The organism is Pseudomonas sp. FW305-96 (genome assembly GCF_058783825.1).
In genome coordinates, this window is the sequence record NZ_JBYSYW010000003.1 from 185,510 (window position 1) to 206,103 (window position 20,594).

At 64.6% G+C, this 20,594-nt stretch carries 23 protein-coding genes; 8 read left to right on the forward strand and 15 right to left on the reverse strand.

Translation table 11 applies throughout. The annotated features are described in order from the left end of the window. Positions 1 to 58 precede the first annotated feature (58 nt). Positions 59 to 970 carry a LysR substrate-binding domain-containing protein gene (locus tag AC3WL2_RS03655; protein WP_102683047.1) on the reverse strand — a complete coding sequence of 304 codons (912 nt, stop codon included), beginning with the start codon at positions 968 to 970 and terminating at the stop codon, positions 59 to 61. Positions 971 to 1,057: 87 nt separating this feature from the next. Beyond that, on the reverse strand, positions 1,058 to 1,342 hold the full coding sequence (locus tag AC3WL2_RS03660) for a DUF6124 family protein (protein WP_102690648.1): 285 nt from the start codon (positions 1,340 to 1,342) through the stop codon (positions 1,058 to 1,060). A 502-nt stretch (positions 1,343 to 1,844) separates the two neighbouring features. Here AC3WL2_RS03660 and AC3WL2_RS03665 point away from each other — a divergent pair. Together AC3WL2_RS03665 and AC3WL2_RS03670 are read left to right on the forward strand one after the other, a co-directional pair. Further along, positions 1,845 to 2,123: a type II toxin-antitoxin system RelE/ParE family toxin gene (locus AC3WL2_RS03665; protein ID WP_102683542.1), complete on the forward strand. Its 279-nt coding sequence runs from the start codon at positions 1,845 to 1,847 to the stop codon at positions 2,121 to 2,123. A 12-nt stretch (positions 2,124 to 2,135) separates the two neighbouring features. Further along, a complete protein-coding gene (locus AC3WL2_RS03670) occupies positions 2,136 to 2,420 on the forward strand; it encodes a HigA family addiction module antitoxin (protein ID WP_046853662.1) in 285 nt (94 codons plus the stop codon). Between the two features lie 3 nt (positions 2,421 to 2,423). On the opposite strand, the gene AC3WL2_RS03675 is transcribed toward AC3WL2_RS03670, so the two are convergent. From AC3WL2_RS03675 to AC3WL2_RS03705, 7 genes are all read right to left on the reverse strand, one after another. Beyond that, positions 2,424 to 4,211 carry a monovalent cation:proton antiporter-2 (CPA2) family protein gene (locus tag AC3WL2_RS03675; RefSeq protein WP_102683541.1) on the reverse strand — a complete coding sequence of 596 codons (1,788 nt, stop codon included), beginning with the start codon at positions 4,209 to 4,211 and terminating at the stop codon, positions 2,424 to 2,426. A 246-nt stretch (positions 4,212 to 4,457) separates the two neighbouring features. Continuing rightward, positions 4,458 to 5,474: an alpha/beta hydrolase gene (locus tag AC3WL2_RS03680; RefSeq protein ID WP_102683540.1), complete on the reverse strand. Its 1,017-nt coding sequence runs from the start codon at positions 5,472 to 5,474 to the stop codon at positions 4,458 to 4,460. Between the two features lie 31 nt (positions 5,475 to 5,505). Next, on the reverse strand, positions 5,506 to 5,757 hold the full coding sequence (locus AC3WL2_RS03685; protein ID WP_102683539.1) for a DUF2790 domain-containing protein: 252 nt from the start codon (positions 5,755 to 5,757) through the stop codon (positions 5,506 to 5,508). A gap of 160 nt (positions 5,758 to 5,917) precedes the next feature. Beyond that, positions 5,918 to 7,405 carry a YifB family Mg chelatase-like AAA ATPase gene (locus AC3WL2_RS03690; RefSeq protein ID WP_102683538.1) on the reverse strand — a complete coding sequence of 496 codons (1,488 nt, stop codon included), beginning with the start codon at positions 7,403 to 7,405 and terminating at the stop codon, positions 5,918 to 5,920. Positions 7,406 to 7,456: 51 nt separating this feature from the next. Further along, positions 7,457 to 7,891 (reverse strand): DUF2493 domain-containing protein, encoded by a 435-nt coding sequence (locus AC3WL2_RS03695; RefSeq protein ID WP_232968073.1) that lies wholly within the window; start codon positions 7,889 to 7,891, stop codon positions 7,457 to 7,459. Between the two features lie 10 nt (positions 7,892 to 7,901). Beyond that, the gene (mgtA, locus tag AC3WL2_RS03700) at positions 7,902 to 10,613 is read right to left on the reverse strand and encodes a magnesium-translocating P-type ATPase (protein ID WP_102683537.1); all 2,712 of its coding nucleotides are present in this window, start codon (positions 10,611 to 10,613) and stop codon (positions 7,902 to 7,904) included. 830 nt (positions 10,614 to 11,443) lie between these two features. Next, complete coding sequence (locus tag AC3WL2_RS03705; protein WP_102683536.1) at positions 11,444 to 11,707, reverse strand: accessory factor UbiK family protein; 264 nt, start codon at positions 11,705 to 11,707, stop codon at positions 11,444 to 11,446. A gap of 406 nt (positions 11,708 to 12,113) precedes the next feature. Between AC3WL2_RS03705 and glnK the strand changes: the two genes are divergently transcribed. From glnK to sutA, 3 genes are all read left to right on the forward strand, one after another. Next, positions 12,114 to 12,452: a P-II family nitrogen regulator gene (glnK, locus tag AC3WL2_RS03710; protein WP_002555808.1), complete on the forward strand. Its 339-nt coding sequence runs from the start codon at positions 12,114 to 12,116 to the stop codon at positions 12,450 to 12,452. Between the two features lie 47 nt (positions 12,453 to 12,499). Beyond that, on the forward strand, positions 12,500 to 13,834 hold the full coding sequence (locus tag AC3WL2_RS03715; protein ID WP_102683535.1) for an ammonium transporter: 1,335 nt from the start codon (positions 12,500 to 12,502) through the stop codon (positions 13,832 to 13,834). Between the two features lie 432 nt (positions 13,835 to 14,266). Beyond that, a complete protein-coding gene (gene sutA, locus AC3WL2_RS03720; protein ID WP_023632536.1) occupies positions 14,267 to 14,596 on the forward strand; it encodes a dormancy-specific transcriptional regulator SutA in 330 nt (109 codons plus the stop codon). A gap of 58 nt (positions 14,597 to 14,654) precedes the next feature. On the opposite strand, the gene AC3WL2_RS03725 is transcribed toward sutA, so the two are convergent. The 6 genes from AC3WL2_RS03725 to lptM are packed head-to-tail and all read right to left on the reverse strand — an operon-like array spanning position 14,655 to position 19,268. Then, positions 14,655 to 15,350 carry an HAD family hydrolase gene (locus tag AC3WL2_RS03725; protein ID WP_102683534.1) on the reverse strand — a complete coding sequence of 232 codons (696 nt, stop codon included), beginning with the start codon at positions 15,348 to 15,350 and terminating at the stop codon, positions 14,655 to 14,657. Further along, positions 15,347 to 16,246 (reverse strand): tyrosine recombinase XerC, encoded by a 900-nt coding sequence (gene xerC / locus AC3WL2_RS03730; protein ID WP_102683533.1) that lies wholly within the window; start codon positions 16,244 to 16,246, stop codon positions 15,347 to 15,349. The genes AC3WL2_RS03725 and xerC overlap by 4 nt, the downstream gene beginning before the upstream one ends. Continuing rightward, on the reverse strand, positions 16,246 to 16,956 hold the full coding sequence (locus tag AC3WL2_RS03735) for a DUF484 family protein (protein ID WP_046853676.1): 711 nt from the start codon (positions 16,954 to 16,956) through the stop codon (positions 16,246 to 16,248). Before AC3WL2_RS03735 ends, xerC begins: the two co-directional genes overlap by 1 nt. 13 nt (positions 16,957 to 16,969) lie before the next feature. After that, on the reverse strand, positions 16,970 to 17,800 hold the full coding sequence (dapF, locus tag AC3WL2_RS03740) for a diaminopimelate epimerase (protein ID WP_102683532.1): 831 nt from the start codon (positions 17,798 to 17,800) through the stop codon (positions 16,970 to 16,972). A gap of 4 nt (positions 17,801 to 17,804) precedes the next feature. Further along, on the reverse strand, positions 17,805 to 19,052 hold the full coding sequence (gene lysA, locus AC3WL2_RS03745; protein ID WP_102683531.1) for a diaminopimelate decarboxylase: 1,248 nt from the start codon (positions 19,050 to 19,052) through the stop codon (positions 17,805 to 17,807). A gap of 9 nt (positions 19,053 to 19,061) precedes the next feature. Continuing rightward, the gene (gene lptM / locus AC3WL2_RS03750) at positions 19,062 to 19,268 is read right to left on the reverse strand and encodes an LPS translocon maturation chaperone LptM (protein WP_102683530.1); all 207 of its coding nucleotides are present in this window, start codon (positions 19,266 to 19,268) and stop codon (positions 19,062 to 19,064) included. Positions 19,269 to 19,474: 206 nt separating this feature from the next. Here lptM and cyaY point away from each other — a divergent pair, with 206 nt between their 5' ends. The 3 genes from cyaY (at position 19,475) to rnk (ending at position 20,593) form a co-directional block, all read left to right on the forward strand. Next, a complete protein-coding gene (gene cyaY, locus AC3WL2_RS03755; RefSeq protein WP_102683529.1) occupies positions 19,475 to 19,807 on the forward strand; it encodes an iron donor protein CyaY in 333 nt (110 codons plus the stop codon). 1 nt (position 19,808) lies between these two features. Further along, a complete protein-coding gene (locus AC3WL2_RS03760; RefSeq protein ID WP_102683528.1) occupies positions 19,809 to 20,027 on the forward strand; it encodes a DUF1289 domain-containing protein in 219 nt (72 codons plus the stop codon). 155 nt (positions 20,028 to 20,182) lie between these two features. Continuing rightward, positions 20,183 to 20,593, forward strand: coding sequence for a nucleoside diphosphate kinase regulator (gene rnk / locus AC3WL2_RS03765; protein WP_102683527.1), 411 nt, complete (start codon positions 20,183 to 20,185; stop codon positions 20,591 to 20,593). The last annotated feature ends 1 nt before the right edge of the window (position 20,594 follow it).

Consider the following 20,594-nt stretch of genomic DNA (forward strand, 5'->3'; position numbering starts at 1 on the left):
TCCTGCGCAGGACGTGGGAGCGGCGGTGTGGCGTCCCGATGTGCCACGCGATGGGACGCTACGCCATGTCGCTGAAGGCGAATTCCTCCGCCAGATGATCGATCAACGACCGCACCGACGGCAGCAGCCCGCGCCGCGACGGGAAGATCGCATGTACGATGCCGCATCGCGGATGCCAGTCCGGCAGCATCTCCACCAGGCGTCCCGCCGCCAGGTCCTCGCGCACCGCCACCCTGGGCAGGTGCGCGATCCCCACGCCCGCCACCACGAAGTGTCGCAAGGCAAACAGATCATCGGTGACCATCCGCGGCGTGTGCGGGATCACCAGGCTGCGGCTCATGTCCTCGCCCTGGAACAGCTCCCACTGGTACTCACGCTGGGCGCTGCCCCAATGGACGCTGGGCAGCTCACTGAGCTGCTGCGGGTCGAAGCCTTCGGCAAGCTGTTCGAGAAACGACGGATGCCCGACCAGGCACTGGGTGCTGTTGCTCAGCACCTTCATCACCATGTCGGTGTTCTCCAGCGGCGGGAAGCGCACCCGCAGCGCTACGTCGAAGCCTTCATGCAGCAGGTCGACGCGGCGGTTGGTGCTCTCGATGAACAGCTCCACCTGCGGGTATTTGAGCATGTAGCGGGTGAGCATCGGCCCGACCCAGGAGTTGAGCAGGGTGGTCGGGCAACTGATGCGCACCAGCCCCCTCGGTTCGCTGCGGTTGCGCTCGATGATCTCGGCGGCGCCCTCGGCCTCCACGCGCATGGCCAGGCAACGGTTGTAGTAGGCCTGGCCGATCTCGGTCAGCGAGCAGTGCCGGCTGGTGCGGTGCAGCAGGCGCACGCCGAGGCGCTCCTCGAGGTCGGCAATGCGCCGGCTGAGCTTGGACTTGGGCATGTCCAGCGCCCGCCCGGCCGGGGCAAAGCCACCGTGCTCGACCACCTGGGTGAAGTAGTAGAGGGAGTTGAGGTCTTCCAAGGGCGATCTCCGCAGCGCTCCGGGGTAATGGGGCGCAGTCTACCGGGCGGTGATGGCCTTCATCCAACTCCCTGAAGGCAATGTCGCTCAGGGCGACTCGATACCCTCCAGCATCGCTTCGGTCAGGCCCTCGGCCATCTCGATCCCATGCAGGCTGGCCCACAGCAGGCTCCTGCCGGTTTCATCCATATGGTCCAGCGCCTTGTAGCCAACGTTGTAGGCGCTGCGCAGGTACTCGGCGACATGCACCAGGGCGTCGTGGGCGTTGATATTGGGGTTGACTGCAAACAGCGGTGGGTGGCCGGCGTCGCATTTGCCGAAGGCGTGGTGACGGGTGTCGGGAAGGGGTGGGTCGGGGACGATTTTTTTCATTGCAGATTCCTTCTTCAGGTTTGACTGCAACCGTCCGTTTCCACGCAGAGGGCGGCAGTTGTACACGGGGTGGAAATCCGGAAAGAAGGTCACCCGGTAGGCCAGAGGCCTCCCGCATACAACTGCCATTACGGCACCTTCTCAGGACTACCGGGTTTCCACGCCCGATCGCTGAACGGACAGCGACCCGGTCAGCCTAGAGGGCATGATTTCCCCGGACAATCAGAAGGGTATCGACAGACCTTGTAGGGTATTTCTTGGGCTGTAGGCTGCCCAGTGGGAAAGGTCCGCATAGCTAGTAGGAAGTGGATGGGGTTGTTTTAACTTGAGGTTGCCAGCCACTCGCAACTGCTCAGGAACGATCTGACAAGAGATCCAGAGAGCGGGGGCTCTCATCGAGTTGGCCTGAGTGATCAAACTGCGTTCTTCCCATTCCACAGGAGCGCATCATGACTCAAGCAGCCTTGATAGGTGTAAGGTATGGCCTTACACTTCTTCAACCATGATTCGGAGTTTCAGGCACAAAGGCCTGAAGTCACTTCACCTGCGGGGTGATAACTCGGGTGTCCGATTTGATCACGTAGCACGTCTGCGGCGTTTACTTGCATCGCTGGATGTCGCGCAAAGCCCTTCGGACCTGGACCGTCCAGGCAACCGTCTTCATCCGTTGCGGGGGCAGTTGAACACCTTCTGGGCCGTGAATGTTTCGGGCAACTGGCGTTTGGTGTTCCGTTTTATCGGTACTGATGTCGAACTGGTCGATTACCTGGACTATCACTAAGGGGCTGAAACCATGCCTATGCACAACCCTCCCCACCCCGGCGAAGCCTTGCGCGAAGACGTCCTGCCCGCCATTGGCATGAACGTCTCCTCACTGGCCCGCCACCTGGGCTATTCACGTGGTCAGTTATCCACAGTGCTCAACGGCCACGCAGCCATTTCAGCAGACCTGGCCTATCGCCTCGAACTGGCCGGGCTTGGCAGTGCCCGTCAGTACCTGGCCGAACAGGCGGCCTACGACCTGTGGCAGGCCGCGCACCGCGAGCATCCACCTATCGAGCGGCTGGCGTTCGCCTGAGACTCAATCCTCATCCGACGCAAACAACCGCTCCAGCTCCACCCGCGCTTCCTTGGCCGTCTGCATCACCTTGGCCCGGTCGTCGCGGACCTGCCCTTGGGCCTCCAGCACCTGTTCGTCATGCTCGGTGAACCGGGCGATGCGGTCTGTCGCCTGTGCTTCGGTGAGCCCCAGCCCGACCAGCGCGCGGCGGCTCATCTCCAGGCTGGAATAGAACGTCTCGCGGATCGGCTCGGCACCCACGTCCATCAGCTTGTGCACATGCTGACGGTTGCGTGCCCGGGCGATCACCTTCAGGTGCGGGTACAGGCGCTTGGCCCGCTCCGCGGTGTGAATGGCCACCTCGGGGTCGTCGATGGTGATGATGAAGTACTCGGCCTCGCCAACCTTGGCCGCGTGCAGCACTTCGGGGCGCAGGGGGTCGCCATAGAACACCGGCACCTGTTCGAACATGCGGGTCATCTCGATGGCGTCCACCGAGGTCTCCAGGGCTATGAACGGGATCTTCTGCGCCCGCAGGATGCGCGCGACGATCTGGCCCATGCGGCCCATGCCGGCGATCACTACGCGCGGGGTGCCAGCGTCGATGGCCTTGTACTGCTCGGGCACCTCGCGGGCAGGCTGCGGGCGCTTGAGGGCGCGGGCGCAGCCGAGCATCAGCAGCGGCGTTAGGGCCATCGACAGGGTGATGGTCATCAGCAGCAGGTCGTAGGTCTGGGTGTCGAACAGGCCCTGGTCCTTGCCCAGCTTGAACACCACGAAGGCGAACTCGCCGCCGGCAGCCAGTACCATCCCCAGGCGCAGGGCGCTGGCGCTGTTCAGGCCACCGGCCAGGCGGCCGACGCCAATCAGCAACGCAAGCTTCACGCCGATCAACAGCAGGGTCAGGCCCAGCAGCACCAGCGGCATTTCCAGCAGCAGGCGCAGGTTGGCGCCCATGCCGACGCTGATGAAGAACAGGCCCAGCAGCAGGCCCTTGAACGGTTCGATCTGCGATTCCAGCTCATGGCGGTATTCGGAGTCGGCCAGCAGCAGGCCGGCAAGGAAGGCGCCCAGGGCCATGGACACGCCGGCCTCTTCCATCAACCAGGCGGTGCCGATCACCACCAGCAGCGCGGTGGCGGTGGACACTTCCGGCAAACCAGTGCGGGCGACGATACGGAACAACGGGCGCAGCAGGTAGCGGCCGCCGACGATGACGATGGCGATGCTGGCGAACACCTTCAGGCCATGTTCGAGGCTGTCGCCGTGGCTGGTGTCGGGGCCGCTGGCGGCCAGCAGCGGCATCAGGGCGATCAACGGGATGGCGGCGATGTCCTGGAACAGCAGGATGGCGAAGGCCAGCCGACCGTGGGGCGCATTGAGCTGCTTGCTTTCGGCCAGGCTCTGCAGGCCCAGCGCGGTGGATGACAGGGCCAGGCCAAGGCCGAGTACGATGGCCGCCGGCAGCGTCTGGCTGAAGCCGAACAGGGCGATTGCGCCGAGTACCGCGCCGGTCAGGACTACCTGCGCGGCACCCACGCCGAACACCGACTTGCGCATCAGCCACAGGCGTCGTGGTGAGAGCTCCAGGCCGATGATGAACAGCAGCAGGACAACACCCAGCTCGGAGATGTGCGCGACGCTCTCAGTATCGCGGATCAGCCCCAGGGCCTGCGGGCCGATGGCCACGCCGGCCAGCAGGTAGCCGAGCACGGCGCCCAGCTGCAGGCGCTTGGCCAGCGGCACGGCGACCACGGCGGCGAGGAGGAAGATGACGGCGGTTTGTAAAAGGCTGCCTTCGTGTGGCATTGCTCGGACTCCTTGAACTGCGTGCGGCAGCGCTTGATGCAACAGCTTATGCCATCAATGAAAGAGGCGGGCATTTTCGGGCGGGGAGGGAAATAGGACAATCCTTGGGTTACAGGAAGCAGCGTTCTGAAAGTAGGACCTTTGCTGAATCCATCGCGGGGCAAGTCGGACCGCCGCATCGCCGCTCCCACGAAGGTCTTATACCTTGCGTGAGAGCGGGCTTGTCCCGCGATGGTGATCGGCCACTTATTGCAGATGGTTTTTCAAGGCCTGTGCCGCCTGGTCCATGGCACTGCGCACACTGGGCACGGTGCTCAGCACGTTGAGCAGGCCATAGTCATGGATCATGCCGTTATAGCGCACGGCGGTCACCGGTACCCCGGCAGCGTCCAGCTTGCGGGCGTAAGCCTCGCCTTCGTCACGCAGCACGTCCATTTCGGCGGTCTGCACCAGCGCTGGCGGCAGGCCTTTCAACTGCTCCAGGCTGGCGCGCAGTGGCGAGGCGTGGATGTCGTCGCGTTGGCGCGGGTCGGTGGTGTAGCTGTTCCAGAACCACTGCATCATGTTTCGGGTCAGGAAGTGGCCTTCGGCGAACTGGTTGTAGGACGCATTGTTGAAGTTGGCGTCGGTCACCGGCCACAGCAGGGCCTGGAAGCGCAGCTTTGGCGTGCCGGCCTCCTTGGCCTTCAGTGCCACCACCGCGGCCATGTTGCCGCCGACGCTGTTGCCGGCTACCGCCAGGCGGCTACCGTCAACCCCGATCTCCTTGCCGTGCTCGGCGACCCAGCGGGTGGCGGCGTAGGCCTGGTTGATCGCGGTGGGGTACTTGGCTTCCGGTGACGGCGTGTAGTCGACATACACCGCCGCGGCACCGGAGCCCACCACCAGGTCACGGATCAGGCGTTCGTGGGTCGGGTAGTCGCCCAGCACCCAGCCGCCGCCGTGGAAGAACATGAACACTGGCAGCTCGCCCTTGGACCCTTCGGGCCGCACCACGCGGATTTCCAGCGGCTGGCCGTCGGCCTGGATGGTCCGGCGTTCGACGCGGATCCCCGACACATCGGCCTTCACCCCGGCCTGGGCACCGCTCAGCACCGCACGGGCATCCTTGGGCGCGAGGGTCTCCAGTGGCTTGCCGCCACCAGCGGCCAGGGCGTCGAGGAAGCCTTGGGTGGTGTGCTCGACGCCGGGGCTGCCAGCGGCGAAGGCGCTGTTCACGGCAAGGGCCAGCAGGCCGGCGGTCAGGGTGTGGGACAGTTTCATGTTCTAGCTCCTTTGGCGGGCGAGCCGCGGCTCAGTTCTGGTTGGCGAGGACGGTGGGTTGCACGTAGCTCACGGCGCGCAGCTGGCCGCTACTGTCGCGGTAGGTCAGGGTGGCGGTGCTGGTCTGGCCTTGGGCGCTGACGGGGGCATCGACGCTGACGACCTTGGCGATGTCCAGGTCCATGCCGTAGCGGTACGAGGTGGCTTCGCTGGCGAAGCTGCTGACGCTGGTGCCGAGGGCCAGGGTGGTGACGGTGACGGCGAAGGCTTTGCGAAGGGTCATGATCGTTCTCCGGGTTCTGCTGAGTGGGGTTGGCGACTGCTTTCTGCTTGAGATGAATGATGCGCGCAAATATTTAGTGCACAAAATATATTTCCGCTATGAGACCGATTGAGTGGATCTGTCGAAGGGGCTCAGCCACGCGGAAACCCGCCGTAAAAGATCAGGCGCTGGGCCGGTACTGCAGCGCCTCCGCCAGGTGCGACCTGGCGATGGATTGCGCCCCCTCCAGGTCCGCCAGGGTGCGGGCCACCTTCAACAGCCGGTGCGCTGCCCGCAACGACAACGTCAACCGTTCGCAGGCCTGCTCCAGCCAGGCCTGGTCGACCGGCTCCAGCGGGCAGTGCCGGCGCAGCCCCTTGAGGTCGAGGAAGGCATTGGCGCAGCCCTGCCGGCGCTGCTGCAGCTCCCGTGCCTCGGCCACCTGCTGGCCAACACTGGCGCTGGTCTCGCCGCTGGGCTGGTGGGTCAGCACGGTGCTTTCCCGGGCCACCGTCAGGTGCAGGTCGATGCGGTCGAGCAGGGGGCCGGACAGCTTGTTGCGGTAGCGCTGGATCTGCTCGCTGCTGCAGCGACAGCGGCCGGTGGGGTCACCCAGGTAGCCGCAGGGGCAAGGGTTCATGGCCGCCACCAGCTGAAAGCGCGCCGGGAAGCGCACCCGGTCCTTGGCCCGGGCCACCACGATCTCGCCCGACTCCAGCGGCTCGCGCAGTACCTCCAGCACGCGTCGTTCGAACTCGGGCAGCTCGTCGAGAAACAACACGCCGTGGTGCGCCAGGGTGATCTCGCCGGGTTGCGGTCGGCTGCCACCGCCTACCAGTGCCGGGCCAGAGGCTGAATGGTGGGGGTGGCGAAACGGCCGCTGTGGCCAGCAATCGAGCGGGGCATGGCCGCTGACCGAGCGAATCGCCGCCACCTCCAGCGCCTCGCGCTCGTCCAGCGGTGGCAGCAGCCCGGGCAGGCGGCTGGCGAGCAGGGTCTTGCCGGTGCCCGGCGGGCCGGAGAACAGCAGGTTGTGCGCGCCGGCTGCGGCGACCAGCAGCGCCCGCTTGGCAGCGATCTGGCCTTGTACTTCGCTGAGGTCCGGGTAGGGGCGTTGCTCCAGCAATAGGCCATTCGCGGCATAGGGTGACAATGCCGGTTGCGCATTCAGGTGGGCCACCAGTTCCCGCAGATGCCCCGCCGCGTACACCACCAGGCCGCTGGCCAGGCTCGCCTCTTCGGCGTTTTCCCTGGGGACCACCAGCGCTCGACCCGCGTCTCGCGCCGCCAGTGCCGCAGGCAGTACGCCCTGTACCGGGCGCAAAGTACCCGACAGCGCCAGTTCGCCCAGGCATTCGATGCTGTCGAGGGCGGCAACCGGTACCTGGCCATTGGCGGCCAGGATGCCCAGGGCGATGGCCAGGTCGTAGCGGCCACCGTCCTTGGGTAGATCGGCCGGGGCGAGGCTCTGGGTGATGCGCCGGGCCGGGTAGTCCAGGCCGGAGTTGACGATGGCACTGCGGACCCGGTCCTTGCTTTCCTTGACCGTGGTCTCCGGCAGACCGACCAAGGTGAGCGTGGGCAGGCCGTTGGCCAGGTGGGTTTCGACGCTGACAGCCGGTGCCTGTACCCCGACCTGGGCGCGGCTGTGGACGAGGGCGAGGGACATGGGGCACTCCGTGTTTGCAGTTGATGGCCGCGTCCTGCGGCCTGGCAAAGCTTAGTGGCGCTCCTGTGCAGGTGGACGAGAAGAGTGCGTCGAATTTTGTCCGGCCTGGCATCCAGGACTGTGGGCGCCTGCCGTCCGGGGCTGCCTGCCACAGATCACGGGAATCCCCGAACCCCGCGCCCGCGCCAGCAGTTCCTCGGTATCGTCGCCGCCCGGCAGCGCCAGCACCAGGTCGGGCCGGCTGTCGCGCAGCATGAAGACGTTGCGCAGGCGCTCGGCCAGCTTGCCGTGCAGCTGCCAGTTGGGCGGGTAGCGCACGATGTCGGCGCCCTGTTCGCGGGCCCAGCCTTCGATTTCGCCGCCCAGGTGCTGGCTGCCGCCGTGGATCAGCACCCGGATCGGTTGCTGGCGCTGGAGGGCGTCCAGCGCCTGGCGGCAGCGTTGGCTGTCGGCGTAGTTGCGCCCAGCGCAGATCAGTACGCGCATGCCCACCCCCTCAGAACCACTGGCCGAAGCGGCGGATGTACAGGGTCTTCATGCCCTGGGCCACCAGGCAGTAGCCGAGCAGGGTAGCGGCCAGCCATGGGAAGTATTCCCACGGCAGCGGCACCAGCCCGACCATCGCCCCCAGTGGCGAGAACGGGATGTAGATGCCCAGGCACATCACCAGGCCGGTGGCCAGGATCACCGGCAGCGTCGCAGTGCTCTGGAAGAACGGCACCTTGCGGGTGCGCAGCATGTGCACCACCAGCGTTTGCGACAGCAACCCCTCGATGAACCAGCCGGACTGGAACAACGCCTGCATTTCCACGCTGTTTGCGGCGAACACGTACCACATCAGCGCAAACGTGGTGATGTCGAAGATCGACGAAGTGGGGCCGATCCACAGCATGAAACGGCCGATGTTGCGCGCATCCCACTTGCGTGGTTCGCGCAGGAACTCCTTGTCCATGCGATCCCACGGCAGCGACAGCTGGGAGAAGTCGTACATCAGGTTCTGCAGCAGCAGGTGGATCGCCAGCATCGGCATGAACGGGATGAACGCGCTGGCCACCAGTACCGAGAACACGTTGCCGAAGTTCGAGCTGGCGGTCATGCACAGGTACTTCATGATGTTGCCGAAGGTTTCGCGGCCCTTGAGCACGCCTTCCTCCAGCACCATCAGGCTCTTTTCCAGGAGGATGATATCGGCCGATTCCTTGGCGATATCGGTGCCGCTGTCCACCGAGATGCCCACGTCGGCATCGCGCAACGCCGGGGCGTCGTTGATGCCGTCACCGAGGAAACCCACGGTGTGGCCGTTGGCCTGCAGCGCCTTGAGCACCCGCGACTTCTGCAGTGGGGTGAGCTTGGCGAAAACCGTGCGTTCTTCGACCAGGGCCTTGAGCTGGGTGTCGTCCAGGCGTTCGATGTCCTGGCCGAGCAGCGGCTGGCCGGGCTCCAGGCCCACTTCGCGGCAGACCTTGCAGGTGACCACCGGGTTGTCGCCGGTCAGCACCTTCACTTTCACGCCCATCTCGCGCAGGGCGGCGATGGCCGGGCCTGCGGTTTCCTTGGGCGGGTCGAGGAAGGTCAGGAAGCCACGGATCACCAGCTCGCGTTCGTCATCGGTGTGGTACTGGGGTTTGCCGTCAACGGCCGGAATATCACGGGTGCCAACCAGCAGCACGCGGAAACCTTCCTGGTTGTAGGCGCTGGCGGTGGCCAGCAATTGCTGGCGTCGCTCGCCATCCAGAGCGATCCGCTGGCCGCCTTCTTCGACATGGGTGGCGATGGCCAGCATTTCCTCGACGGCGCCCTTGCTCACCAGCAGATGATCGCCCAGGGCATCCTTGACGATCACCGACAGGCGACGGCGGATGAAGTCGAAGGGCAGTTCGTCGACCTTGGCGTAAGCATAGGGTGGCTGGAAACCCTGGTCTTCGCCGGCAAAGCGCAGTACGGCCTGGTCCATCAGGTTCTTCACGCCGCTCTGGTGGTGGCTATTGAGCCAGGCCAGTTCCAGCAGGCGCGGGTCCCTGTGGCCGCTGGGGTCGACGTGGTGTTCGAGGATGATGCGGTCCTGGGTCAGGGTACCGGTCTTGTCGGTGCACAGGACATCCATCGAACCGAAGTTCTGGATAGCGTTCAGCCGCTTGACCACCACCTTGCGCCGGGCCATGGCGACGGCGCCCTTGGCCAGGTTGGCGCTGACGATCATCGGCAGCATCTCCGGGGTCAGGCCCACGGCCACGGCCAGCGCGAACAGGAAGGCGTCGCTCCAGTCGCCCTTGACCACGCCGTTGAGCATGAACACCACCGGCACCATCACCAGCATGAAACGGATCAACAGCCGGCTGACGCTGTTCACGCCACGGTCGAAGGCGGTCTGGCTACGCGAGCCGACGATGGCCTTGGCCAGCGAGCCGAAATATGTGCGCTTGCCGGTGGCCACCACCACGGCGCGGGCGCGGCCGCTGACCACGTTGGTCCCCATGAAGCCGATGTTGGGCAGATCCAGCAGGCCGCTTTCATCGTTGGCGCTGTCGGCGGCGGACTTCTGCGCGACGTGGCCGAGGGTGTCGTACTTCTCCACCGGCAGCGCTTCGCCGGTCAGCACCGCCTGGCTGATGAACAGGTCGCGGGACTCGATCAGGCGGATATCGGCGGGGATCATGTCGCCGGCGGCCAGTTGCACGATATCGCCGGCCACCAGTTCGTTCATGGGCACTTCGCGCAGGCGCGCTGGCTGGTCGTGGCGCTCGCGGCGCAGCACGGTGGCGGTGGTACGGACAATGGCCTTGAGGGCGTCGGCGGCCTTGCCCGAACGGTACTCCTGCCAGAAGCGCAGCAGGCTGCTGAGGCTGACCATGGTCATGATGATGATGACCTTGGTCAGGTCCGCTTCTTCCATGTCGCCTGCGCGTACCGGCAGCCAGTAGTCGGTAACGAAGCTGATGCCGGCGAGGGTGAGCAGCACGTAGATAAAGGGGTTGTGCAAGGCCTTGAGCAATTGCACCAGGGCCGGTTGCGGCTTGTCATGGGCGACTTGGTTGGCGCCGTCGCGCTGCAGGCGCTTGGCGGCTTCGTGCTCGGTCAGGCCCAGTTCGCTGGCGTCGAGGTTGGCCAGGGTCACGGCCAGGCCGTTGCGTGCCTCGCGGGCGGCGCGCATGGACAGGCGGGTGTCTTCGCCGGCTTTGCTGCGGGTGTTGTGGTCTTTTACGGTCATTTGGCTGTGCTCCTGCCGCAGGAGGCGGCACGACACACAGTCGACTCACGGTGGGGAAGGTGAGTGAACGTGTCCCGTGTCGCAATGATTCAAACAATGAAAAGCGTGGTTTTTCCGACATTTACGTGTTCGCTGGCGAATGCCGGAAATAAGATCGGCAGCGAACTTTCTACTGGCTGATTCCATGGTCGGTTAATCCCATCTGTTAAATGGCGGGCAATAGAGTTCCAAAGAACTTTAATTACTTAAAGTTCGGAAGTTTCTGACGATTTAAAATGGCGTCAGTTCAGCGAACAGACAGCATCGCGTGCGTCACTGCAGGCAGCAACGGGCACGCTATCGACTGGGCGGTTTCAGGGGCGAGGACAAGCCCCAGTCGCGGACAGGACGGTACGGGGCCTTGTGCGCAAAGGCGCGCAGGCGAGGGGTAGCGATATCAAGGTTCATGAGCTTGCCTCCGACCGGGCGGGCACCCGGGGCGGCAAGCTACGGCGGAGCATCAGGCTCTGGCGCGGCTTGCCCGACCTAGGGGCGGGCCCGGAGTTCCGGTTCAAGTGCCTGGCGGCCAGGAGCTGCCAGACAGCGACTAGATACTGTGTCCATTGAATTCTTCGTGAGTTGAAATAAAGGCCCGTTTTTCGGGGCGGGTGAACTTTATGCAAAGCATAGCGGGTAAGTCAACCGTGAAGACATAACTTAAATAAGTTTCATCTGCCGGGAAGGACAGTGCATCGCGCGAATGTATCGCGAGAAAATCCTGCTCCTACCCGAGCAATGTAGAAGCGGGCAGGCGATCAGGACTTGGAGGCAAATACTCCGTGTATCGATCGTTATTCTTTGGCGGACGGCGCCATCCTGGCTTCCAGCTCGGCGAATTGCTGCTCGAGGGCTTCGAGGCGGGCGCGTGTACGGGCCAGCACCACCATCTGGCTGTCGAATTCCTCGCGGCTGACCAGGTCGAGTTTGCTGAAGGCCCCTTGCATCAGCACCTTGAACTGGCTCTCCAGTTCGGCACGGGGCGCGGCGGTGTCGCCGCTGAACAGGCGCGAGGCCTGGTCGCTCAGGGCATCGAGGAAGGCTTTGGGCGCGAGCATGTCTGGTATCCGCTGATCACTGAAAGTGTCGCAGTGTAGCACGCCGCTTTTGCCCGCTTGCCCTGCACGCTTTTCGCGCAGGGCGGCCAAAGGTCGCGCACCGATTTTGTGCGCTTTTTCGCTGCTGGCAACTGGCCAATCCCTACCGATTCACGCAACTCCCTGTTTTCCCGATCGTTGTTCGAACTGGCAAGGTTTCTGCAAAGACCCGAGTGAGCCATGCACTGATGCAGTCCCTTGTGACCAGGCAGTGCGCAGGCGGAGCCGCAAGGTCCTTCGTCACAGGTGGATCGTGTGTCGGCGGGGAGAATGGAGCCGACGACGCGTTACAAAGCCAGGCGCTGCGCTTAGACTTGAGACGGGTTTGTTTTCCTGGGGCAAGTCCATCAAATCGGGAGAGAGTTTCATGAAGCTAGTCACTGCCATCATCAAGCCGTTCAAGCTGGACGACGTGCGCGAGTCGCTGTCGGAAATCGGCGTGCAGGGCATTACCGTGACCGAGGTCAAAGGTTTCGGCCGGCAGAAGGGTCACACCGAGCTGTATCGCGGCGCTGAATACGTGGTCGATTTCCTGCCCAAGGTGAAGATCGATGTCGCCATCGACGACAAGGACCTCGATCGGGTGATCGAAGCCATCACCAAGGCAGCCAACACCGGCAAGATCGGCGACGGCAAGATCTTCGTGGTCAATCTGGAGCAGGCGATCCGCATCCGTACCGGCGAAACCGATACCGACGCGATCTAAGCGCCAAGCAAAGCCTCACCAAACCCAACGCCCCAGGAGAAAACAACATGACTCTGCGCAAGATCGCAGGGCTAGGAGCCCTATTGTCCCTCGTAATGCCAGGGCTGGCCCTGGCCGAGGAAACTGCCGCCCCTGTGCTGAACTCCGGCGACACCGCCTGGATGCTCACTTCGACGGCACTGGTCCTGTTCATGACCATCCCGGGCCTGGCCCTGTTCTACGGCGGCATGGTGCGCTCGAAGAACGTGCTGTCGGTGATGATGCAGTGCTTTGCCATCACCGGCCTGATCAGCATCCTCTGGGTCATCTACGGCTACAGCCTGGCTTTCGATACCGCCGGTATGGAAAAGGGCGTGCTCAATTTCAACTCCTTCATCGGTGGCTTCTCCAAGGCCTTCCTCAGCGGCGTCACGCCGTCGGGCCTGACCTCGGCTACCGCGTTGTTCCCCGAGGCGGTATTCATCACCTTCCAGATGACTTTCGCCATCATCACCCCGGCGCTGATCGTCGGTGCCTTCGCAGAACGCATGAAGTTCTCGGCCATGCTGATTTTCATGGGTGTATGGTTCACCCTGGTCTACGCGCCGATCGCGCACATGGTCTGGAGTGGTGACGGCGCGCTGATGTGGGACTGGGGCGTGCTGGACTTCGCGGGCGGCACCGTGGTGCACATCAATGCCGGTATCGCCGGCCTGGTCTGCTGCCTGGTGCTGGGCAAGCGCAAGGGCTACCCGACTACGCCGATGGCTCCGCACAACTTGGGCTACACGTTGATGGGTGCGGCCATGCTGTGGATCGGCTGGTTCGGCTTCAACGCAGGTTCCGCTGCGGCGGCCAACGGTACCGCCGGCATGGCCATGCTGGTGACCCAGATCGCTACCGCCGCCGCCGCCTTGGGCTGGATGTTCGCCGAGTGGGTCTTCCACGGTAAACCGAGCGCACTGGGCATTGCTTCGGGAGTGGTCGCCGGTCTGGTCGCCATCACCCCTGCCGCGGGTACCGTCGGCCCGATGGGCGCCCTGGTGATCGGCCTGGTATCCGGCGTGGTCTGCTACTTCTGCGCCACCAGCCTCAAGCGCAAGCTGGGTTATGACGACTCCCTCGACGCCTTCGGCGTGCACGGTATCGGCGGCATCATCGGCGCCCTGCTCACCGGTGTGTTCGCGGCACCTGCCCTGGGCGGCTTCGGCGCGGTCACCGATATCGCCGCGCAGTTCTGGATCCAGGCCAAGGGCGTGATCTTCACCGTGGTCTACACCGCCATCGTCACCTACGTGATTCTCAAGGTCCTGGACCTGGTGATGGGCCTGCGGGTCAGCGAAGAAGAAGAGTCGGTCGGCCTCGACCTGGCTCAGCACAACGAGCGCGGCTACAACCTGTAACCGCCACGCTGGAAAACTTGCCCGGCTCGCCGGGCATTTTTTTTGCCTGTAGTTTGCCGATTCGCGCCGGGCAAACGGTTTCTCTGTCGTGATCGCGACGCAGGTAGAAAACTTACAAGTCATTGGGCGTTTCTGGAGCTTTGCTTTTTCTGCGAGCGCGCTAGAATGCGCGCCGAAGGGAGCTGGACGAGTAGTCCACACACTTCGCCACCCTTTGCTAGGCTTGCCAATAGCCTGTGGCCAGCAAGGGTTCAAAGGATTTTGTCAGGCCTTGCCAGGAGCAGGGCCTGCAGGGTGCCGGGCCTCCCATGAGGGGGCGGACACCCAGGGCAGTGGCCAACCCACGGCCAGTTGAATTTTCACTGGTGGCTGCCGGTCTACGGCTGCACCGGTCTATAACTAACCTGCTTTTTGCAAGTCATGAGGTAGAACATGAGCGACGACGATCTGGAAAATGATGACCTCGAAGTAGGCGACGAAGACGAGGCTGATGACGGCCTGGAAGCTGCGGCCGACGATGGCGCGGAAGATGCCGGCGATGACGACAGCAGCCCGGCACCTGCTGCCAAGGGCAAGTCCAAGGCGGCTGTCTCGGTAGACGAGATGCCGAGCATGGAAGCCAAGCAGAAAGAGCGCGACGCGCTGGCCAAGGCGATGGAAGAGTTCCTTTCGCGCGGTGGCAAGGTGCAGGAAGTGGAGGCCAACGTGGTCGCCGATCCGCCCAAGAAGCCGGACAACAAGTACGGCAGCCGCCCTATCTGAGTGGCTGAGCGCAAAGAAGCCCGCCGTCGCTGCGGGCTTTTTTGTGGGCGACTGTCAGTCAGCGCCAGCGTGCTAGCACGTCTGGCAACTGCGACAAACGCTGGATCTCCGCATCCGGCGCCTGTTCGCCGCTCCAGGGCTTGTGCTGGGGGTTGAACCACACCGCCCGCAGCCCGGCGCGCTGGGCGCCGGCTATGTCGTCGCCCGGGTGGTCGCCGACGTGCACCGCCGCTCCTGCGTCCACCTCGCCGCGCTTCAGCGCTTCGAGGAAAGGTGCAGGGTCCGGCTTGCCAATCCCCAGGTCTTCCGCGCACAGGGCGAAGCGGAAGTAGTCCGCCAGGCCGAGCCTGCGCACGTCGGCATTGCCGTTGGTCACCACGCCGAGAACGTAGTGGTGGCGCAGGATCTCCAGCACCGGCTGCACCTCTGGGAACACCTCGACCTGGTGCCGCGCATGCAGGAACACCTCGAAACCTTCGTTGGCCAGTTCCTGGGCGTGTTTCTCGCTGTAGCCGACCTCTTCCAGGGCATGGAACAGCACCCGCCGGCGCAGGGCGCTGATGCGGTGCTTGAGGCCCGGCTCGGCCTGTACCAAGCGCTCGCGGATGGCGAACAGGTGCTCGACCGGCACGCCGCCGAGGATCGGCGCGTTGGCTTCGAGCCAGTCGCGCAGGACGACTTCGGCGCTGGCGATGACCGGCGCGGTATCCCAGAGGGTGTCGTCCAGGTCGAAGGTGATCAGCTTGATGCTCATGCGTCTGTGTCCTTGCTGCGTTTGGCCCGGGGGTGGGCGCTGTCGTACACCGCAGCCAGGTGCTGGAAGTCCAGGTGGGTATAGATCTGCGTGGTGCTGATGTCGGCGTGGCCGAGCATCTCCTGCACCGCGCGCAGGTCCTGGGACGATTCCAGCAAATGGCTGGCGAAGGAATGGCGAAGCATGTGCGGGTGCAGGTGCTGGCCGAGCTCGCGCTCGCCGGCGGCCTTGACCCGCAGCTGGATGGCTCGGGGACCGAGGCGCTTGCCCTGGCGGCTGAGGAACACGGCGCTGTCCCGCGGGCCGGCGATGCCGCGCAGTTTCAACCAGGCCTGCAGCGCCTCCCGGGCCTTGCGGCCAATCGGCAGCACGCGGCTCTTGCCGCCCTTGCCTTGCACCTGCACCAGCCCGGCAGCCAGGTCCAGGTGCTCGAGGTCGAGCCCGGTCAGCTCCGACAGGCGCAGGCCGGACGAATAGAACAGTTCGAGGATGGCCTGGTCGCGGCGGGCGATGAACGCGTCGTCGACGCCGCCGTCGAGCAACTGCAGGGCGCGGTCGGTGTCCAACACCTTGGGCAGGCGCCGCTCACCCTTGGGTGGCGCCAGGCCGTTGGCCGGATCGTGCTGGCACAGCCCTTCGCGGTTGAGGTAGCGGTACAGCCCGCGCACCGCCGAGAGCAGGCGCGCCAGGCTGCGCGAGGACTGGCCGTGATGGTGCTGGCGGGCGACCAGCTGGCGCAGTTGCTGGACCTGCAGGGCAGCCCAGCCGGCGATGCCCTGGGCGTTGCAGAATTCGATGACCTTCTCGAGGTCACGACGGTAGGCCAGCAGGGTGTGCTCGGACACCTGGCGCTCGTTGCGCAGGTGTGCGCAATAAGCCTCCAGCTGGCGTTCCATCAGCGCACCGAGCGCAGAGTCTGGGTAAAGCGCGGCACCACGCGGCCGAGCACTTCGGCGATGTAGCTGAGGAACAGTGTGCCGACACTGCTCTTGTAGTGCTGCGGATCGCGGCTGCCGATCGCCAGTACGCCGTGCAGGCCCTGGTACTCGAGGGTGGCCACGGCGCTGGAGCCGACTTCCTTGTGCTGATCGTTGCCGAACAGGAACGCCAGCTCATGTTCGCGCAGGCTGCCGCTGATGGTCTTGCCGCCGCCGATCAGGCCGCCGATGGCCTGTTGCGCCTCGGCCCCGGAAACCCAGCGCCCCACGGGCGCCGCGTTTTCGCCGAACAGGATCAGGCTGACGAAGGGTACCTGGAACTCCTGGCGCAGGCTGTCCTCGACCGCCATCACCACCTCTTCCAGGGTGCTGGCGTCGAGCAGGTCGAGGATCAGCCGGCGGGTCTTGTCGAACAGCCGGTCGTTGTCGCGGGCCACGTCCATCAGTTGCGACAGGCGATGGCGCATCTCGATGTTGCGGTCGCGCAGCAGCTTGAGCTGGCGTTCCACCAGCGACACGCTGTCGCCGCGCTGGTGAGGAATGCGCTGTTCGACCAGCAGCTCGTCGTGCTCGGCGAAGAAGGTCGGGTGGGCGCGCAGGTAGGCGACCACCGCTTCGGCATCGAGCTCACTGGCCTGCGGGGATGCAACGTTAGGCTGATCGGTCATGGCGGATACTCGCTTAGAGACGAACTTGTCCTTCGAACACACGAACGGCAGGGCCGGTCATCAGCACCGGCTTGCCGGGGCCGGCCCACTCGATACTCAGGCGCCCGCCCGGCAGCTCGATGGTCACCGGTGAGTCCATCCAGCCTTGGCTGATCGCCGCCACGGCGGCGGCGCAGGCGCCTGTGCCGCAGGCCTGGGTCTCGCCCGCGCCACGCTCCCATACGCGCAGGTTGGCGCGGTGGCGGTCGACTACCTGGATGAAGCCGGCATTGACCCGCTGCGGGAAGCGCGGGTGATGCTCGATCTTCGGCCCCAGCTCATGGACCGGAGCGCTGCGCACATCGTCCACGCGCAACACCGAATGCGGGTTGCCCATGGACACTGCGGCGATCTGGTGCACCTGGCCGTCGACTTCGAGTGCGTAGCTGCTCGCCTGCTCATCGGCGATGAACGGGACCTCGGCCGGCGTGAAGCGCGGCGGGCCCATGTCGACGCAGATCTGTCCGTCGTTGCGCACATCGAGCACGATGATGCCGCCCTTGGTCTCGACGCGGATGCGCTTCTTCGCGGTCAGGCGCTTGTCCAGGACGAAACGGGCGAAGCAGCGCGCGCCGTTGCCGCACTGTTCGACCTCGGAGCCATCGGCGTTGAAGATCCGGTAGCGGAAGTCGACATCCGGGTTGTTCGGCGCCTCGACGATCAGCAGCTGGTCGAAGCCGATGCCGGTGTTGCGGTCACCCCATTGCTTGGCGTGCTTGGGTTGGATGTGTGCGTGCTGGCTGACCAGGTCGAGGACCATGAAGTCGTTGCCCAGCCCGTGCATCTTGGTAAAACGCAGCAGCATGGGTTCACTCCGGCAGCAGGCTTTCGCCGGCGAACAGTTCGGTGATGGTCTCGCGGCGACGCACTTCGAAGGCCTGATCGCCATCGACCAGCACTTCGGCGCAGCGGCCACGGGTGTTGTAGTTGGAGCTCATGACGAAACCATAGGCGCCCGCGGAGCGCACGGCCAGCAGGTCGCCCTCGGCCAGGTCCAGCACGCGGTCCTTGCCCAGGAAGTCGCCGGTCTCGCAGATCGGGCCGACCAAGTCGTAGGCCCGACCTTCGCCTTCGCGAGGCTTGACTGCGCTGATGTCCATCCAGGCCTGGTACAAGGCCGGGCGGATCAGGTCGTTCATCGCCGCGTCGATGATGGCGAAGTCCTTGTGCTCGGTGTGCTTGAGGTATTCCACGCGGGTCAGCAGCACGCCGCCGTTGGCGACGATGTAGCGGCCCGGCTCGAACACCAGGGCCAGGTCGCGGCTGCCGATGCGCTCGCGAATGGCCTTGATGTAGTCGGCAAGCTCCGGCGGCTGTTCGTCGCGATAGCGCACGCCGACACCGCCACCCAGGTCGAGATGGCGCAGGTGGATGCCGCACTCGGCCAGGCGATCGACCAGCACCAGCAGGCGGTCGAGGGCATCGAGGAACGGTTCGACGGTGGTCAGCTGTGAGCCGATGTGGCAGTCAACACCGACCACGTCGAGGTTCGGCAACTGCGCGGCGCGCACGTAGATGGCCTCGGCGTCCGCAATGGCGATGCCGAACTTGTTTTCCTTGAGGCCAGTGGAGATGTAAGGGTGGGTGCCGGCGTCGACGTCCGGGTTCACGCGCAGCGACACCGGCGCGACCTTGCCCATCTCGGCGGCCACCACTTGCAGGCGCTCGAGCTCGTCGGTGGACTCGACGTTGAAACAGTGCACGCCCACTTCCAGGGCGCGGCGCATGTCCTCGCGGGTCTTGCCGACACCGGAGAACACCACGCGATCGGCGCGGCCACCGGCGGCCAGCACGCGCTCCAGCTCACCGCCGGAAACGATGTCGAAGCCCGCGCCCAGGCGCGCCAGCAGGTTCAGCACGCCCAGGTTGGAATTGGCCTTGACCGCGAAGCAGACCAGGTGCTCCACCCCGTGCAGGGCATCGGTGTAGTTGCGGTACTGCGCCTCGATATGGGCACGCGAGTACACGTAGGTGGGCGTACCGAAGCGTTCGGCGATCGCCGACAGGGCCACCCCTTCCGCGAACAGCTCACCGCCGCGGTAGTTGAATGCATCCATGGGATTTCCTTACTGCGCGGGCGACTCTTCTGGCTGCTCTTGCTGCTGCTCCAGCACAGGTTGCGGCTGGACTGGCTTGGCATGCTGGTGCGACTTGCGCGGGCCTTTGCCGTCCTTGCCGTCTTCTGGCAGGTACAGGGGGCCTTTCTGACCGCAGGCCGAAACGAGGCAGGCGACCGCGACCAGCGCCGCGAGGGAGGAAATCAGGCGTTTCATGGGTGAAATCCTTGGAAATATGCAGTATTGCGGCCGAGTATACCGAGCGACCACCTGATTGCCTATGCAAGGGGCACCCCCTTGGCGGCGGTGCGGCGACCAAAGGCGATGCGGCTTTTTCTTACAGCTATTAGCTTGTAGCTTGAGGCTTTCGCCCTTATCGTGCCCGGCTTGCGTGTGTACAGCCATTTTTCGAGGTCCTTGCAATGAGTTTGAGCGAAGCGCGTTTCCACGACCTGGTCGACGCGACCCAACAGGCCCTGGAAGATCTGTTCGATGAAAGCGGCATGGACCTGGACATGGAGAACTCCGCTGGCGTCCTGACCATCAAGTTCGATAACGGCAGCCAGCTGATCTTCAGCCGCCAGGAGCCGCTGCGCCAATTGTGGCTGGCGGACAAGTCCGGTGGTTTCCACTTCGATTACGACGAAGAGAGCGGCAAGTGGGTGTGCGAGAAGAGCGAAGAGCTGCTCGGCGAGATGCTCGAGCGCATCGTCTGGGAGCGGGCCGGCGAGAAGCTGGACTTCGACGAGATCTGAAATGAGCGAACAGCCCAGGCCGCCCAAGCCGCTCTACAGCAATGTGAGCCCGGCGGTGCCGTCACCTTGTATCAGCATATGTCGGCTGGATGAGTACAAGGTCTGTACCGGCTGCCACCGTCACGTCGAGCATATCCGTGAGTGGCGCTCGGCCGATGACGAACGGCGCCGGCAGATCTGCCGCGAGGCGCTGGCCCTGAAAACAGGGCGCCCGGCATAGCCACAACGACGGTGTGGGCTTGAGTATTTGCCCCGCTGTGGTAGTGTCAGGGTCTGCGTCGGTGACGCCAAGCATTTCACAAACCCCGCCCTTGGGCGGGGTTTTGCTTTATCTGCCTTTAGTAAATTGCCTGTTCAAAGGAGTCTGACTGGATCATGAGCACCAAGCCTTCCCTCATCCTCACCCGACTGGACGTGCAGCGTCTCGAGCGCCTGCTCGACGCCCTCGATGAAAGCACCCCGGGTGTGCTCGCCCTGCAGGACGAGCTGGACCGCGCCGAGAACGTGGTGGGTCACGAGGAAGTCCCGGCCGGCGTGGTGACCATGAACTCCCGCGTGCACTGCCGCGAGATCGCCAGTGGCAAGGATTACCACCTGACCCTGGTGTATCCGAAGGACGCTGGCCCTGAAGGCAACGTCTCGATCCTTGCGCCGATCGGCTGCGCACTGCTGGGCCTGTCGGTGGGCGACCAGATCGACTGGCCGGCGCCGGGCGGCAAGACGCTCAAGCTCGAGCTGCTGGCAGTCGAGTACCAGCCGGAAGCGGCAGGCGATTTCGATCTCTGAG